12 protein-coding genes are annotated in these 16355 nt (G+C 75.7%); 11 read left to right on the top strand and 1 reads right to left on the bottom strand.

Annotated features, from left to right (window positions below; genetic code table 11):
- Positions 1 to 12: 12 nt before the first annotated feature.
- The 9 genes from pth (at position 13) to ACI79D_RS04900 (ending at position 9955) form a co-directional block, all read left to right on the top strand.
- Positions 13 to 600 (top strand): aminoacyl-tRNA hydrolase, encoded by a 588-nt coding sequence (pth, locus tag ACI79D_RS04860; protein ID WP_456917182.1) that lies wholly within the window; start codon positions 13 to 15, stop codon positions 598 to 600.
- Between the two features lie 276 nt (positions 601 to 876).
- The gene (locus ACI79D_RS04865) at positions 877 to 2295 is read left to right on the top strand and encodes a sugar transferase (protein WP_456917183.1); all 1419 of its coding nucleotides are present in this window, start codon (positions 877 to 879) and stop codon (positions 2293 to 2295) included.
- Positions 2296 to 2458: 163 nt separating this feature from the next.
- A complete protein-coding gene (locus ACI79D_RS04870) occupies positions 2459 to 3712 on the top strand; it encodes a DUF1972 domain-containing protein (RefSeq protein WP_456917184.1) in 1254 nt (417 codons plus the stop codon).
- A 104-nt stretch (positions 3713 to 3816) separates the two neighbouring features.
- On the top strand, positions 3817 to 4404 hold the full coding sequence (locus ACI79D_RS04875; protein WP_456917185.1) for a hypothetical protein: 588 nt from the start codon (positions 3817 to 3819) through the stop codon (positions 4402 to 4404).
- A gap of 258 nt (positions 4405 to 4662) precedes the next feature.
- A complete protein-coding gene (locus ACI79D_RS04880) occupies positions 4663 to 5469 on the top strand; it encodes a CDP-alcohol phosphatidyltransferase family protein (protein WP_456917186.1) in 807 nt (268 codons plus the stop codon).
- Positions 5466 to 6689, top strand: coding sequence for a glycosyltransferase (locus ACI79D_RS04885; RefSeq protein ID WP_456917187.1), 1224 nt, complete (start codon positions 5466 to 5468; stop codon positions 6687 to 6689). Before ACI79D_RS04880 ends, ACI79D_RS04885 begins: the two co-directional genes overlap by 4 nt.
- Positions 6686 to 7432 carry a polysaccharide deacetylase family protein gene (locus ACI79D_RS04890; protein WP_456917188.1) on the top strand — a complete coding sequence of 249 codons (747 nt, stop codon included), beginning with the start codon at positions 6686 to 6688 and terminating at the stop codon, positions 7430 to 7432. The genes ACI79D_RS04885 and ACI79D_RS04890 overlap by 4 nt, the downstream gene beginning before the upstream one ends.
- 13 nt (positions 7433 to 7445) lie before the next feature.
- On the top strand, positions 7446 to 8708 hold the full coding sequence (locus ACI79D_RS04895; protein ID WP_456917189.1) for a hypothetical protein: 1263 nt from the start codon (positions 7446 to 7448) through the stop codon (positions 8706 to 8708).
- Positions 8705 to 9955 carry an O-antigen ligase family protein gene (locus tag ACI79D_RS04900; RefSeq protein ID WP_456917190.1) on the top strand — a complete coding sequence of 417 codons (1251 nt, stop codon included), beginning with the start codon at positions 8705 to 8707 and terminating at the stop codon, positions 9953 to 9955. Before ACI79D_RS04895 ends, ACI79D_RS04900 begins: the two co-directional genes overlap by 4 nt.
- 640 nt (positions 9956 to 10595) lie before the next feature.
- On the opposite strand, the gene ACI79D_RS04905 is transcribed toward ACI79D_RS04900, so the two are convergent.
- Positions 10596 to 11795 (bottom strand): YveK family protein, encoded by a 1200-nt coding sequence (locus ACI79D_RS04905; RefSeq protein WP_456917191.1) that lies wholly within the window; start codon positions 11793 to 11795, stop codon positions 10596 to 10598.
- Between the two features lie 377 nt (positions 11796 to 12172).
- Here ACI79D_RS04905 and ACI79D_RS04910 point away from each other — a divergent pair, with 377 nt between their 5' ends.
- Both ACI79D_RS04910 and mfd read left to right on the top strand, forming a co-directional pair.
- Entirely contained in the window at positions 12173 to 12622 is a 450-nt protein-coding gene (locus ACI79D_RS04910; RefSeq protein WP_456917192.1) for an adenylyltransferase/cytidyltransferase family protein, read from the top strand.
- Between the two features lie 103 nt (positions 12623 to 12725).
- Positions 12726 to 16262 carry a transcription-repair coupling factor gene (gene mfd, locus ACI79D_RS04915; protein WP_456917193.1) on the top strand — a complete coding sequence of 1179 codons (3537 nt, stop codon included), beginning with the start codon at positions 12726 to 12728 and terminating at the stop codon, positions 16260 to 16262.
- The last annotated feature ends 93 nt before the right edge of the window (positions 16263 to 16355 follow it).

Consider the following 16355-nt stretch of genomic DNA (forward strand, 5'->3'; position numbering starts at 1 on the left):
GCCCCTGCTGCGGTGTCCGAGGGGCCCTTCCTCGTCGTCGGGCTGGGCAACCCGGGCCCGTCCTACGCGGGCAACCGGCACAACGTCGGCGCGATGGTGCTCGACGAGCTGGCCGCCCGGGCCGGTGTGAAGCTGTCCCCGGGCAAGGGCAAGCGGGCCCGGACGCTGATCGGCGAGGGCCGGCTGGCCGGCCGCCGCGTCGTGCTGGCCCGCCCCACGAGCTACATGAACGAGTCCGGCGGCCCGGTCCGCGGCCTGCTGGACTACCACTCCATCCCGGCCACCGACCTCGTCGTGCTGCACGACGAGCTCGACATCCCCTTCGCCAGCGTGCGGCTCAAGCGCGGCGGCGGCGAGGGCGGCCACAACGGGCTGCGGTCGATCACCCGGTCCACCGGCACCAAGGACTACCTCCGGGTGCGCGTCGGCATCGGCCGCCCGCCCGGCCGGCAGGACGCCGCCGACTTCGTCCTCAAGGACTTCTCCGCCACCGAGCGCAAGGAGCTCGACCTGCTCCTCGTCGAGGCGGCCGACGCGACCGAGGAGCTCCTCGCCCGGGGCCTGGAGGCGGCGCAGAACGTCGTCCACCCGCGGAGCTGACCCGTTCGCCCCGTCCGGTGACGGGGTGACGCTCCGTGCTCCCGTTCGGGTGAACGCTCACTCTCCGCATTGACCCTCTCGTGACGCGGTGTGATGGTGACGAGGTCGCCGAGCGTCGCGACGGGGGAAAAGAGCTGGTGACAACCTGATCGTTCCCTCGTGTGCGTGACGTCGGCTACACACCGTCACGCGCGTTCAGGGGGAACCGTGCTGCTCGATCACTCCAGGATCCGACTCGGGACCGCCGTCCGGCCGCCCCACATCGAGGCAGACGCCGTGCGCGTCCGGCCGCGGTCCGGCCCGCCGTCGTGGGCCGGCCGGTACTCCCTCGCGCTCACGGTGTTCGAGGTGGTCGTCGCCGCGGTCGCCGCGACCGCCGTCCTCGTCACCCGGCCGACCGCCGTCTCGCCCGGCACGTCCCTGTTCTGGGCCGCCCTGGCGCTCCTCGTCGTCTGGCCGGTGCTGCTGCAGGCGACCGGCGCCCACTCGGAGCGGGTGTTCGGCACCGGCAGCGACGAGTACCGGGCGGTCGGCAAGGCCGGGTTCCTGCTGCTCGCCGTGGCGGGTTTCGTCTCCTACGCCGCCGGTCTCGACCTCAGCCGGGCGCTGGTCGTCGTCGCCGTCCCGGCGCTGACCCTGGTCACCCTGCTGGGCCGCTGGGCCGCCCGGTGCACGCTGCGGGCGCTCCGCGCCCGCGGCCGCTGCACCAAGCGGGTGGTCGTCGTCGGCCGCGGCACCGCCGTCCTGGAGCTGGTCGGCCGGGTGCGCCGGGAGCAGTTCGCCGGCATGGACGTCGTCGCCGCGTGCGTCACCCCTGACGACCGGGCCCGTGTGGCCGACGCCGCCGGCGTCCCCGTCGGCGGGCTGGACGAGGTCGTCGCCCTGGCCGGCCGGCTGGGCGCGGACACGATCGCGGTCACCTCGGCCAGTGAGACCGCCGCCCAGTACCTGCGCCAGCTGTCGTGGCAGCTCGAGGGCACCGGCATCGAGCTGCTCGTCGCCCCCGGCCTGATCGAGGTCGCCGGCCCCCGGCTGCACATCCGCCCGCTGGAGGGGCTGCCGCTGCTGTCGGTCGAGCAGCCGCGGTTCGAGGGCTGGCGCCGGGTGGTGAAGGGCGGCCTGGACCGCGCCGCGGCCGCGTTCGCGCTCCTCCTTCTCGCCCCCGTGCTCCTGACCATCGCCGCCGCCGTCAAGCTGACCAGCCGCGGCCCCGTCCTCTACCGCCAGGAGCGGGTGGGCGTGAACGGGCAGGCGTTCACCATGCTGAAGTTCCGCAGCATGGTCGTCGACGCCGACCGCCAGGTCGACGCCCTGATGGCGCAGAACATCTCCGACGGCGTGCTGTTCAAGATGCGGGTCGACCCGCGGGTCACCCCGGTCGGCCGGGTGCTGCGCCGGCTGTCGCTGGACGAGCTGCCCCAGCTGTTCAACGTCCTGGGCGGGACCATGTCGCTGGTCGGGCCGCGCCCGCCGCTGCCCGGCGAGGTGGCCCGCTACGACACCTCGGTGCACCGGCGGCTGCTGGTCAAGCCCGGCCTCACCGGCCTGTGGCAGGTGTCCGGGCGCAGCGACCTGCCGTGGGAGGAGGCCGTCCGCCTCGATCTGCGCTACGTCGAGAACTGGTCGCTGGCGATGGACCTGCTCATCCTCGCCAAGACGGTGCGCGCCGTCCTCGGCCGTTCCGGCGCCTACTGACGGTCACTGCCCTCACCCGCACGTGACTCGTGCGGGTGAGGGCGTCCGGCGTGGACTCCCGCCGGAACCCGCAGCCGTCGATGCTCACAGGGAGCGACGGCACCGGTGCGTTGTGCACCCCTGTGTCGTCCGATCCGCTCGGACGCCGAGGAACGGAGATCCCGTGGACCGCTTGAGCATCGCCCTCGTGGGCACGCGCGGTGTCCCCGCGCGCTACGGCGGCTTCGAGACCGCCGTCGAGGAGGTCGGCCGCCGGCTGGCCGACCGGGGACACCGCGTCGTCGTCTACTGCCGCACCGTGCCCGGCACGGAGGAACCGCCGCCGGCGGAGCACCTCGGCATGGAGCTCGTGCACCTGCCCGCCGCGCGGAAGCGCTCGCTGGAGACGCTGAGCCACACCGCGCTGTCGGTGCGGCACCTGCTCACCCACCGGACCGACGCCGCGATCGTCTTCAACGCGGCCAACTCGCCGCTGCTGCCGGTGCTGCGCGCCGCCCGGATCCCGGTGGCGACGCACGTCGACGGGCTGGAGTGGAAGCGGGCCAAGTGGGGCCCGATCGGCCGCCGGTACTACCGGGTGGCCGAGGCGCTCGCCGTCCGCTGGTCCGACGCGCTCATCGCCGACGCGCAGGGCATCGCCGACTACTACCGCGACGCGTTCGCCGCGCCCACCACGCTGCTCACCTACGGGGCGCCGCTGATCGAGCCCGGGAGCGACCGGCTCGCCGAGCTAGGCCTCGAGCCGCGCGGCTACCACCTGGTGGTCGCCCGCTTCGAGCCGGAGAACCACGTCGACGTGATCGTCGAGGGGTACGCGGCCAGCACCGCGCGCAAGCCGCTGGTCGTCGTCGGCTCCGCGCCCTACGCCGACGAGTACACCCGCCGCGTGCACGCCCGCGCCGACGGCCGGGTGCGCTTCCTCGGCGGCGTCTGGGACCAGGAGCTGCTCGACCAGCTCTACGCCAACTGCTGCACCTACCTGCACGGTCACTCGGTGGGGGGCACGAACCCCTCGCTGCTGCGGGCGATCGGCGCCGGCGCGGCGGTCACCGCCTTCGACGTCGACTTCAACCGCGAGGTCGTGGCCGACACCGGCCGCTTCTTCCGCACCCCCGCCGACGTCGCGCGCCAGGTGGTCGCGGTGGAGGCCGACCCGCTGGGGACGGTGCGCGCCGGGAAGCGCGCCCGCGTGCTGGCCCGCGGCTACGACTGGGACGAGGTCGCCGCCGGCTACGAGGAGCTGGCCCGCGTGCTGGCCGAGCGCCGCTTCCCGAAGCGGCGGCCCAGCGGCCGCCGGCGGGCCACCGCCGCCGACCGGCCGGTGCCGGTCCGGCGACCGCACCTGGCCCAGGTCGTGCCCCTGCCCGTGCCCGCGCCCGCCCCGGCGGACGAGCACCTCCCGGCGGGTCAGCAGTGAGCCGCGGGGGCGACGCAGTGGACGACGAGCAGCGCACGGCTCCGGCGGGTGCGGGCGGCAGGCCGCCCGCGCCGCGCCGTCGGCGCCTGGTGGCCGCCGGTGCGGTGGCGTTCGTGCTCCTCGTCGCGCTGGTGCTGGTGCTGGTCACCCGCGGCGCGGACGGCGACGGGACAGCCGCGGCGGCCCCGACCAGCGCGGCGCCCACCTCGGGCGCGCCGGAGGACGAGACGGTCGCGCCGCTGCCGCCGACGCCGACGCCGACCGGGCCCACCGACAACGTCGACGAGCCGCCGCCCTCGCTGCCGGAGGTGGCGATCGACGCCCCCGCGGCCGTGGGCAACGGCATCGTCGCCTCCATCGCCTCGGTCGAGGCGATCGACGGCACCGCGGTCGGCCCGGGCAACGTCGCCGGCCCGGCGCTGCGGCTCACGGTGCGCATCGAGAACGGCACCTCCGAGGCCGTCTCGCTCGACGGCGTCTCGGTCAACCTCTCCTACGGGGCCGACCGAGAACCGGCCTCCCCGCTGGACGACCCGTCCCGGGTGCCGTTCACCGGCACGGTGGAGCCCGGCGCGACCGGCGAGGGCGTGTACGTGTTCAGCGTGCCGACCGACGTCCGGGACCTCATCACCGTCGAGGTCGGCTACCAGGCCGGCGCCCCGCTGCTGCTGTTCACCGGTCCGGCGGCCTGACCGCCCCGGCCCGACCCTCCCGACGACCCGCCGGCGCACCCGCGCCGGCGGGTCGTCGCGCGTTCGCGCTGCGCGGTGACCGGGGCCACGGGCCGCCGGGTCCGGGTGACCCGTGCGGGTGAGGGCGTCGGGCCAGGACTCCCGGCGGGCCCCGCGCGTGGCGATGCTGACGGGGAGCGATGACACGGTGCGTGCACATCCGCACGGGGCGTGTCGTCCGAGCAGCTCGGTGCAACACGGGAGGCCACAGTGGACGGCATGCGGAACGCCCTCGCCGACGTGGGGGAGGGAGGCCGAGGGACGACGGTCGTCGCCGCACCGCGCTCGACCGGCCCGGTGCCGCGGCCGGGTCTGCGGGCGACGCTGGACCGCCTGTCCGCGGCGCAGAAGGGCGCGGCCGGGGCCCCGCTCTACTCGCGGTTCGTGAACCGGCCGCTGGGCCGCCTGTTCGCCGCGCTGGCGTTCACCGCCGGGCGCACCCCCAACCAGGTCACCACCCTCAGCGCCGCGTTCACCGCCACCGGTGTCGCGCTGCTGGCCCTGGTGTCCCCGTCGGTGCCGATGGGCCTGGCCGTCGCCGGCTGCCTGGTGCTCGGTTACGGCCTGGACGCCGCCGACGGCCAGCTGGCCAGGCTGCGCGGCGGCGGCTCCCCCGCGGGGGAGTGGCTGGACCACATGGTCGACGCCGCCAAGGTCGCGAGCCTGCACCTGGCCGTGGCCATCGGCCTGTACCGCTTCACCGACGTCGACCCCGCCGTGCTGCTCATCCCGCTGGGCTTCTGCTTCGTCGACGTCGTGATCTTCTTCGCGATGGTGCTCAACGAGGCACTGCGCGCCCAGCACGGCGTCGCCACCCGCGCGCAGGGCCCCACCCGGCAGGTCGGCATCGCCCGCTCGCTGCTGGCGCTGCCCACCGACTACGGCGTCCTCGCGTGCACCTTCGTGCTCTTCGGGGCCACCTCGGTGTTCGTGCCGGTCTACGCGGCCCTCGGGCTGGCCGAGGGGCTCTTCCTCGTCCTCGCCCTGCGGAAGTGGTTCCGCGAGATGGACCGGCTGCCGCGATGACCGACCGGACCCCCGGCACCCGCCCGCCGCTCCTGGTGGTGCACCCGGGTGCCGAGCTCTACGGCGCGGACCGGATGCTGCTGGAGTCGGCGATCGCGCTGGCCGGCCGCTACACGGTGACCGTCGTCGTCCCCGCACCCGGCCCCCTCGTGCCGCAGCTCGAGGTGCACGGCGTGCGCGTGCAGACCTGCCCCATGCCCGTCCTGCGGAACTCCGCGCTGCGGCCGCGGGGCGCCCTGCGACTGCTCGCCGACGCCGTCCGCGGCGTGCTGCCCGCCCTGCGACTGCTGCGCCGGCACGGTGCGGCCGGCGTCTACGTCAGCACCCTGACCCTGCCCTCGTGGCCGCTGCTGGCCCGGCTGGCCGGCCGGCGGTCGATCTGCCACGTGCACGAGGCCGAGCAGTCGGCGCCCCGGCTGTTGCGCCGCGGGATGGCGCTGTGCCCGGCGCTGTCCGACCGGGTGGTCGCGAACAGCCGCTTCACGCTCGACGTCCTCACCGACGTGGCCCCGCGGCTGCGCCGGCGCGCCACCGTGGTGCACAACGCGGTGCGCGGCCCCGCCGAGGCGGTGCCGGCCCGGCCGCGGCTGGACGGTCCGCTGCGGCTGCTGTTCGTGGGTCGGCTGAACCCGCGCAAGGGCCCGCAGGTCGCGGTCGCCGCGCTGCAGGAGCTGCGCCACCGCGGCGTGGACGCCCACCTCACCGTCGTGGGTTCGGTCTTCCCGGGCTACGAGTGGTTCGCCGAGGAGCTGCGCGCCGCCGTGACCGACGCCGGGCTCGCCGACCGGGTGGAGTTCCTGGGCTTCCGCGCCGACGTCTGGCCGCACCTGGCCGATTCCGACGTGGTGCTGGTGCCGGCCCAGGGCGAGGAGTCGTTCGGCAACACCGCGGTGGAGGCGGTCCTGGCCGCCCGGCCCCTCGTGGTCAGCGACCACAGCGGCCTGCGGGAGGCCGCCGCCGGGTACGCGAGCGCGCAGGCCGTTCCGGCCGGGGACGCGGGCGCCTGGGCCGACGCGGTCGCCCGGGTGGCCGCCGACTGGCCGCGGTTCCGCCAGGCCGCGCTCGCCGACGCCGACGTCGCTCGGCGGCGGTCGGCCCTCGAGCGGTACGCGGCCGAACTGGTCGACGCCGTCGCCGCCCTGGGCACACCGCTCCCCGCACCCGGCACCGCCCTCGGGTCCGCTGCCGAGCCGGCCGTCGAGTCGGGAGCCGCGGCATGAGCGCCGCCGGCAACCCGCGCGTGCCCGCGGTGCTGATGTACCACTCGATCAGCGCCTCGACCGAGCCCGACCCGCACCGCATCCGCGTGCACCCCGACCGCCTGGACCGGCACCTGCGGCTGCTGCGCCGGCTCGGCCTGCGCGGCGTCTCGCAGACCGAGCTGGTCCGCGCCGTCGACCGGGGCCAGGCCGCGGGCCTGGTCGGGCTGACCTTCGACGACGGGTACGCGGACTTCCTCACCACCGCGGTGCCGGTCCTGCGGCGTCACGGCATGACGGCGACGGTGTACGTCGTCGCCGGGCACATGGGCGCCACCAACTCGTGGGACACCGGGCCGCAGTTCCCGATCATGACCGCCGACCAGGTCCGCGCGGTGGCCGCCGCGGGGCACGAGGTGGGCAGCCACACGGTCAGCCACGCCCGGCTGGCCGGCGCCGACCCGGACGTGCTGGCCGCCGAGGTGACCGACAGCCGGCGGCTGCTCGAGGACGTCCTCCAGGCGGAGGTGCCCGGGTTCTGCTACCCGTACGGCGCCTACGACGCCGCGGCGGCCGACGCCGTCCGCGCCGCCGGCTACGACAACGCCTGCGTCACCGGCGACTACGACCCGGGGGACCGGCACACCCTGCCGCGGTGCTACGTCAGCCCGCGCGACGGCCGCGCCCACATCGTCGCCCGCCTCCTCCGCCACGAGGTCCGGGTGCGCCGTGCCGGCAGCGCGACGCCGGTCGAGAGCCGCTGAGGCGGGCCCGGCCGTGACCTCCTCCGTGCTCCGCCTGCTGCGCCGGCGCGCCACGACCGCCGTCGTCGGGCAGGCGACGATGGCGCTGGCCGGTCTGGCGTTGCAGGTCACCGCGGCCCGGCTGCTCGGCGCCGGCGGGCTGGCCGTGTTCGCCCTCGTCTACGGGGCGCTGGTGCTCGTGACGGCGGTGTGCAGCGGCATGGTCGGCGACTCGCTGACCGTGCTGGACCGGCACGACCGGGCGGTGCGGGCCGGCCTGCACGTCTGGACCGTCGTGGTCTCCACCGCCGCCGGGCTGGCCGGGGCGCTCGCCGCCCTCGTCAGCGGCCTGGTGCCGGTGTGGGCGGGCCTGCTGCTGGCCCCCGCGTGCGCGGCCTTCGTGGTCGAGGACACCCTGCGCCGGCTGCTGATGGCCACCGGTCGCTACGGCGCGCTGCCGGCCGTGGACGGGACCAGCCTGGTCGGGGCGATGGCCGCCCTCGGGCTGGCCGGCCTGGCCGGCGAGGTGACGCTGAGCTCGTTCGTCGTCGCGCTGCTCGCCGGGCAGGCCGCCGCGGCCGTCGTCGCGTGGTGGCTGGTCCCCGCCGGCGAGCGGCCGGCCGGTCCCTGGCGCCGGCCCGGCCTGCGCGCCGTCGCCGACTTCGGGGTCTGGCGCGCGGCCGCGCAGACGGTCCGGCCGGGGTCGCTCACGCTGCTGCGGCTGCTGGTCGTCGGCATGGTCGGGGCCGCCGCGTACGGCCCGCTGGAGGCGGCGCGGGTCTACACCGCGCCGATGCTCACGCTCATCGCCGGCATCGCGTCGTTCCTGCTGCCGCACTACGTCGGCCTGCGCGACCAGGGCCCGTCCGCCGGCCTGCGGGTCGCCGACCGGGCGTCAGTGGGCCTCGTCGCGGGGGTCGGCGCGCTCGGGCTGGCGGCCGTCGTCCTGCTGCCGTGGCTCGGGCCGGCTCTGAGCGGCGGCGAGTACGTCGTGCCCCTGGCCGCCGTCACCGGCTGGACGGCGTACGCCGCCGGCGCCGCCCTGCTCCTCCCGTACGCGTCGCTGGCGTCGGTGCACGGGGAGCAGCGCCGGGTCCTCGCGCTGCGCGCGGTGGAGTTCGTGTCGCTCGGTGCCGTCGCCGCGCTCGTGCTGGTCGCGCCGGACGCGGTGGCCTGGGTGCCGTTCGCGCTCGCCGCCGGCCCGGTGCTCACCGCGCTCGCCGTCCGGCAGTCGGTCGTCGTCCCCCTGGTGCGGCGCGCAGCCCGGCGTCCGGCCGCGCAGGCGGTGCCGGCGTGAGGGCGGGGGAGCGGGAGGCGCCCGCGACCTCGGTGCCGGTGCGCCTGCTGTGCTGCATGCTGCTGCTCGTCCTCACCACCGTGGGCTGGCGGCGCGGCACCTACTTCACCGGCTCGCTCGACCCGGTCGTGGTCGCGAAGGGCGTGCTGAGCGTGCTCGCCCTGACCGTGGCGTTCTTCGGCACGCGCCGCCCGCACCTGCGGGTGGGCACCGGCACGCTGTGGGCGCTGGGGATTCTGCTGGCCACCACGGTGCTCGGGGCGCTCACCCACGGGCCGCTGACGGCCGGCGGGGTCATCGCCGTCCGCGTGACGATCATCGCCCTCACCGTCGTGCTGCTGCTGCGCTGCTACACGACTACGCAGTTCTTCGCCGCCCTGGCGCGCGCCTGCGCGGTCATCGGCGGGGTGGCGGCGGTGACCGGCCTGCCCACGCTGTCCAGCGGCCGGCTCGCCGGCGGCTTCCCGCAGATGGCTCCCAACGAGCTGGCCCTCCTGGCCTCCCTGGTCGTGCTCTACGCCGGGTGGCGGATCGCGGTGGGCGGGGCCGGCGTGGGCACGGCGGCCGTCGCCGTCGTGGCGCTCGGCGTCCTGTGGTGCACCGGTTCCCGGACCGCGCTGCTCATGCTCCTGCCCGCGCTGCTGGTCATGGCGCTGCACGTGCGCCGCGCCCCGATGGGGATGGTCGTCGGCGGCCTGCTGGGGGCGGTCGGCGCCGTGGTGGCCGTGTTCGGCACCGATGCGCTGACCTCCTTCCTCGAGCGGGACGGCGAGGGCACCAGCACCGTGCAGTCCCGCTTCGTCGCCTGGGACGCCGCGACGACCTGGGCCGACGACCGGTGGCAGCTCGCCTTCGGTGGCGGCCTCTCGGTCAAGATCATCCGGGTGAAGGGCCAGTACTGGGACAAGCAGCCGCTGGACAGCAGCTGGATGTCCCTCCTCGTGCAGGCCGGACTGCTCGGCCTCCTCGTCGGGGGGATCTGGGCGTTGTGGGCCGTGCGCGGCGCGCTCCTGGCCCCGCGCGTCCACCGGGCGCTGTTCCTCGGGCTGCTGGTCTTCCTGCTCGGCCGCAGCGTGCTGGAGAGCGGGCTGTTCGACGCGACGCCGGACTTCGTCGCCTTCCTCGCCGCGTCGCTGCTGGCCGAGGGCGGCTCCCGCCGCCGGCTGGCCGCCGAGGACCCGGACGACGGCGGCTCCACGCCGACCGGACCCGCAGCCGCCCCGCGCTCGGGGGCGCTCACCCGCTGACCGACGGCGCGTCCGCTCGCGCACGGCGTCCTGCGGCCCGGCCCCGCTCTGTGGCCCGGCCCCGCTCTGTGGCCCGGCCCCGCTCTGCGGCCCGGCCCCGCTCTGTGGCCCGGCCCCGCTCTGCGGGTCGACCGTGCCCTGCGGCTCGACCGTGCCCTGCCCGCCGGGCCGGACGCCGTCGACCTGACCCAGCACCGGGTCCGGGTCGGACGCCATCGACCCGGGAGAGCTCGGGCTCGCAGGGTTCGCCGGGTGCGCGGTGCACGCGGTACTCCTGCGGGTGCGTCCCCGACGACGTCCGCGGCGAACCGGGCAGCCGGTGTCGCCCTCCCCCCACCGCGGGCCGGAGTCCACCGGGTGCGTCGGTGCCCGGCGCACGCGGCTCGGGCGGCGGAGCCGGCCCGTGAGCACGAGGCGGGTGCCGCGGCCGCCGTCGAGCGGACGCCTGGTCCGGCCCCGGTAGCGGCACCGGCGGTGCCCACCGTCAGCCCGCCGTCCCCCGGGCGGCCCCGTGGGCCGGTCCGCCCACGACCCCGGACACCGCCCGCGAGGACACGTCCCCACCGGAGCGTGGGACGACGACGGCCGGTCCGGGACGTGTGTCCCGGACCGGCCGTCGTCGAGGGGTGCTGGGGCCCGCTCAGCCGCGGGCGGAGCCGCTCACCGTGGGCCGCTTCTGCCCGGCGGCCGGGGGCCGCTCGGCGACCGGCGCCGGCTCCGCGGCGCGCGACTTCACCGCGGCACGCAGCGGCCGGCGGCGCGGGCGGACGAGGGCGAGGGCGAGCGGTGCGATGCCGGCCGAGCGCAGGATGCCGCGCAGCTCGCGCAGCTCCTCGCCGTCGACCCGCCCAGCGGCCACCACGAGGACGACGCCGTCGTGGTGCTCGGCCACGTGCTTCCAGACCCGCACGGCGGCCAGGGGGTCGCCGACCTCCAGGCGGACGCGCGGCCCGCGGTCGGCGACCGGGGCGCCCACGGACTCCGGACCGGTCACGGCGGCGCTCACCCCGCGGTCGCGCAGCACCTCGGCCACCTCCTCGGCGAGGGCGCGGGCGGTCTGCGTCTCCGACGGCGAGGGCGAGAGCAGGACGACGCGCACCGGCCGCTCCTCGGCCCGCGCCTCCAGCCGGCGGGCGAGCACGGTGGCCGACTGTCCGGTCAGCACGCTGCGCTGGGCCCGGCCGGAGGGCTGGACGACCAGCTCGGTCGCGTCGTCCTCGCCCCACACGCGGCGCACGTCGTCCCCGGTGTGCAGCGTGGTGTCGATGCGGCTGCGGACGATCGCCGCGGCCAGGCCGAGGAGCAGGCCGGCGAGCGCCCCCAGCGCCAGCAGGTGGAGCAGGACCGGTGCGACGGGCGAGGTCGGGGCGACGGCGGGGTCGGCGACGGTGAGGTGCACCGGCTCGTCGCCCGACGACGGGGTCTCCAGCGTCTCGACGACGTCGGCGAAGCGGTCGGCGACGGCGTTGGCGATCGCGGCCACCTCGTCGGGGTCGGGCCCGCTCACGGTGACGTGCAGCTGCGTGGTGTCCGGGGGGTTGACCGCCGACACCCGCGCGCGCAGGTCGGCCAGCGAGTCGTCGAGGGCCAGCTCCCGGCGGACCGGGGCCAGCACGGCCTCGCTGGCGACGAGCTCGGGGTAACTGGTCACCCGCTGCTGCACGAACGAGGCGCTGTTGGGGATGGAGGGGGAGACCGAGACGAACACGGTGGCGGTGGCCTCGTAGGTCTTCGGCGTCTGCGCGAAGACGACCAGCGCGGCCACCGCGCCGACCAGCGTCGCGCCGACCCAGATGGTCCAGTGCCGCCGCAGCGCCGTGAGGTAGTCGATCAGCTCCATGCCCGTGTGCTCCCTGCCCGCGTGCGTCCCGTCGGGCGGGGACCGCCGGTCCGGCGTGCGCCCGCGGGACACGTCCCCCAGTCGGAGCGGCGAACATAACCCGCAGGTCGGGGCCCCGGAGCCGGCCGAGGAGACGGTGTCACCCCTCCGGGGGGCACCGGCCCGGCGCCGGGTGGACGCCCCCGGTCACCGGCGCCGATGAGGGCCGCCCGAAGGGGTGAAGAACTCCGCGGACCTCACCATGCGTGATCGCGCTGGGCTACTTTTCCCGGTGTTCGCGCAGTCGAGCGCCACGGATGTCGCTCCTGTGTCACTCAGCGTGATCTGGCGAGCGGCCCGTCGCGGGACGCTGCGCCTCGGGAGGATCGGGGGATCCCATGACCGTCATCGGCTACGCGCCGGGTGCCTACGACCTGTTCCACGTCGGGCACCTCAACATCCTCAAGCACGCCGCCGAGCACTGCGACCACCTGATCGCCGGGGTCGTCTCCGACGAGATGCTGCTGCAGACGAAGGGCCGGCTGCCGGTCATCCCGCTCGCCGAGCGGCTGGAGATCGTGCGCTCGCTGCGCTTCGTCGACGACGTCCACGCCGAGGTCGTGCCCGACAAGATCGACACCTGGCGCGAGGTCCGCTTCGACGTCATCTTCAAGGGCGACGACTGGCGCGGGACCCCCAAGGGCGAGAAGTTGGAGCGCGACTTCGCCGCGGTGGGCGTCGAGGTGCGCTACTTCCCCTACACGATGCACACCTCGAGCTCGTTCCTGCGCAAGGCGCTCGCCGCCATCGTGACGCCGGCCCCGGCCGCCCACGCCCTGATGTCCTGACCTGCGGCGGAGGCAGCCGTCCTCCCCGCGGACTAACCTGGGGACCCGGCCCCCCGCGCACCCGGCGCGACGTGCGTGGCCCGGAGCTTCAGGAGACGGTCTCGTGACCCTGCGCGGCGTGCTCGACGTCGTCCTCACCGACCCCGGCATGGCCCGCGTCGTGGCCGCTGCCGGGACCGCGGAGCTGGCGGTGACCGCACCGCCGTCGGTGCAACCGCTGGTCGCCGCCGCGCTGGCGGCGTCCGGCGGTGAGGGCGGCGTCCCCGTCCTGGTCGTGACCGCGGGGGAGCGGGACGCCGACGCCGTCGCCGACCAGCTGCGCTGCTTCCTCCCGGACCGGCGCACCGAGGTCTTCCCGGCGTGGGAGACGCTGCCGCACGAGCGGCTGTCCCCGCGCGCGGACACCGTCGGCCGCCGGCTGGCCGTGCTCCGCGACCTCACGCACCCCGGCGTGGGCGGCACCATCGACGTGCTGGTCGCACCGGTGCGCAGCGTGCTCCAGCCGCTGGCCCCCGGGCTCGGCGACCTCACCCCGGTGGAGCTGCGGCCGGGCGACACCGCCGAGCTCGACGACGTCGCCCGCGCGCTGGCCGACGCCGCCTACACCCGCGTGGAGCTGGTGGAGAAGCGCGGCGAGTTCGCCGTCCGCGGCGGCCTGCTCGACGTCTTCCCGCCGACCGAGCCGCACCCGGTGCGCGTGGAGTTCTGGGGCGACGAGGTCGACGAGCTGCGCTACTTCTCCGCGGCCGACCAGCGATCCCTCGACGAGCGCCCCGACCGGCTGTGGGCCCCGCCGTGCCGCGAGCTGCTGCTCACCGACCAGGTGCGCGCGCGGGCGGCGGCGCTGGCCGTCGAGCACCCCGCCCTGCTGGAGGTCCTCGGCAAGCTCGCCGAGGGGATCGCCGTCGAGGGCATGGAGTCGCTGACCCCGGCGCTGATCGAGGGCGACCTCCAGCTGCTCACCGACCTGCTCCCGAGGGGCACCCACGTCCTGGTCTGCGACCCCGAGCGGGTGCGCAGCCGGGCCGCCGACCTGGTCCGCACCGCCGAGGAGTTCCTCGCCGCGTCGTGGGCCACTGCCGCCGAGGCCGGGGAGGCGCCGCTGGACCTCGGGGCGTCGTCCTTCCGCGACCTCGCCGACGTGGAGTCCGCCGCCCGCGGGCGGGGTCTGCCGTGGTGGACCACCGGGGCCTTCACCCTCAGCAGCGAGGACGACGACACCCACGTCACCCTCGACGCCACGACGGTGGAGCGCTTCGCCGGCGACGTGCCGAAGGCCATTGACACGATGCGCGGCTGGCAGCGCGACGGGTGGCGGGTCGTCGTCACCTTCGCCGGGCCCGGCCCCGCACAGCGCGCCGCCGACCAGTTCACCGAGGCCGATCTCGGCACCCGGCTGGTCCCCGACATCGCCACCGCCCCCGAGCCGCGGCTGACCCACGTCACCCAGGGCAACCTGGAGGCCGGCTTCGCCTTCCCCGGCGTGGGCCTGGCGCTGCTCACCGAGCACGACCTCACCGGCTCGCGTGGGACGACGATGCGCGACGCGGTCAAGATGCCGGCGCGCCGCCGCAACGCCGTCGACCTGGTGCAGCTGCAGCCCGGCGACCTCGTCGTCCACGAGCACCACGGCATCGGCCGCTACATCGAGATGGTCAGCCGCACGGTCAACGGCGGGCAGCGCGACTACCTGATCGTCGAGTACGCGCCGTCCAAGCGGAACCAGCCGCCGGACCGGTTGTTCGTGCCCACCGACGCCCTCGACCAGCTCACCCGCTACGTCGGCGGGGAGGCGCCCGCGCTGTCCAAGCTCGGCGGCGCCGACTGGCAGAAGACCAAGGGCCAGGCGCGCCGGGCGGTCAAGCAGATCGCCGCGGAGCTGATCCGGCTGTACTCGGCGCGGATGGCGACCAAGGGCCACGCCTTCGGCCCGGACACGGTCTGGCAGCGCGAGCTCGAGGACGCCTTCCCGTTCCAGGAGACCCCCGACCAGCTGGCCGCGATCGACGAGGTCAAGGCCGACATGCAGAACCCGGTCCCGATGGACCGGATCATCTGCGGCGACGTCGGCTACGGGAAGACCGAGATCGCCGTCCGGGCGGCGTTCAAGGCGGTACAGGACGGCAAGCAGGTCGCCGTCCTGGTGCCGACGACGCTGCTCGCCAACCAGCACTTCAAGACCTTCTCCGAGCGGTTCGCCCAGTTCCCGGTGAAGGTGCAGGTGCTCTCCCGCTTCCAGTCCGACGCCGAGACCCGGCAGATCCTCGAGGAGCTGGCCCGCGGCGAGGTGGACGTGCTCGTCGGCACCCACCGGCTGCTGCAGCCGACGACCCGCTGGAAGGACCTCGGCCTGGTCATCGTCGACGAGGAGCAGCGCTTCGGCGTCGAGCACAAGGAGTACCTGAAGACCATGCGGACGGCGGTCGACGTCCTGTCGATGTCGGCCACCCCGATCCCGCGCACCCTGGAGATGAGCCTGACCGGCATCCGCGAGATGTCGACGATCCTGACCCCGCCGGAGGAGCGGCACCCGGTGCTGACCTACGTCGGCGCGTGGGACGACAAGCAGATGGCCGCCGCGATCCGCCGCGAGCTGCTGCGCGACGGCCAGGTGTTCGTGATCCACAACCGGGTGCAGTCGATCGACAAGGCCGCCGCGAAGATCCGCAACCTGGTGCCCGAGGCCCGCGTCGCCGTCGGCCACGGGCAGATGAAGGAGCACGAGCTCGAGCGGATCATGGTCGGCTTCTGGGAGAAGGAGTACGACGTCCTGATCGCGACGACGATCATCGAGTCGGGCCTGGACATCCCCAACGCCAACACCCTGATCGTCGACCGCGCCGACACCTTCGGCCTCTCGCAGCTGCACCAGATCCGCGGTCGCGTCGGCCGTGGCCGCGAGCGGGCCTACGCGTACTTCACCTACGACCCGTCGCGGCCGCTGACCGAGACCTCGGTCGACCGGCTGACCACGATCGCGCACAACACCGACCTCGGCGCCGGCATGGCCGTGGCGATGAAGGACCTCGAGATCCGCGGCTCGGGCAACCTGCTCGGCGGCGAGCAGTCCGGGCACATCGCCGGGGTGGGCTTCGACCTCTACGTCCGGCTGGTCGGCGAGGCGGTCACCGACTACCGGGCGCAGTTGTCCGGCGAGGAGGCCCCGGCCGAGCCCGCCGACGTCCGGGTGGACCTCCCGGTCGACGCGCACCTGCCGCACGACTACGTGCCCGGCGAGCGGCTGCGGATGGAGGCCTACCGCAAGGTGGCCTCCGTGCAGAGCGACGAGCAGGCGCAGGCGGTGCTCGACGAGCTCACCGACCGCTACGGCACCCCGCCGGCGCCGGTGCTCAACCTGCTCGCCGTCGCCCGCTTCCGGGCGGCGGTGCGGCGCTTCGGCATCACCGAGGTGTCGCTGCAGGGCCGCGCCATCCGCATCTCGCCGGTCCCGCTGCGCGAGTCCCAGCAGATGCGCCTGGCCCGGCTGGCCGACGGCGCGACCTACAAGGCGGCCGTCGACACCATCTCGCTCAAGGTGCCGGTCGGCCCCGACCGGCGGACGCCGCTGCGCGACGTGGCGCTGCTGGAGAACCTGCACTCGCTGCTGACGGCGGTCCTGGAGCAGCCGGTCGCCGCCTGACAGCCGCGGGAGCATCGCAGCGAGCGCCAGCGAGCGAGGAGCGGACCGTGGCGCGGAAGGCGGCTGGGTCATCGCCGCGGCTTCCTGAGGTGG

The organism is Geodermatophilus sp. SYSU D00708 (assembly GCF_054050115.1).

Bases quoted from the DNA above. Each gene is read 5' to 3' on its own strand.
- ACI79D_RS04905 (WP_456917191.1), bottom strand. From the start codon at position 11,795: ATGGAGCTGATCGACTACCTCACGGCGCTGCGGCGGCACTGGACCATC.
- ACI79D_RS04885 (WP_456917187.1), top strand. From the start codon at position 5,466: ATGACCGACCGGACCCCCGGCACCCGCCCGCCGCTCCTGGTGGTGCAC.
- ACI79D_RS04890 (WP_456917188.1), top strand. From the start codon at position 6,686: ATGAGCGCCGCCGGCAACCCGCGCGTGCCCGCGGTGCTGATGTACCAC.
- ACI79D_RS04910 (WP_456917192.1), top strand. From the start codon at position 12,173: ATGACCGTCATCGGCTACGCGCCGGGTGCCTACGACCTGTTCCACGTC.
- ACI79D_RS04880 (WP_456917186.1), top strand. From the start codon at position 4,663: ATGCGGAACGCCCTCGCCGACGTGGGGGAGGGAGGCCGAGGGACGACG.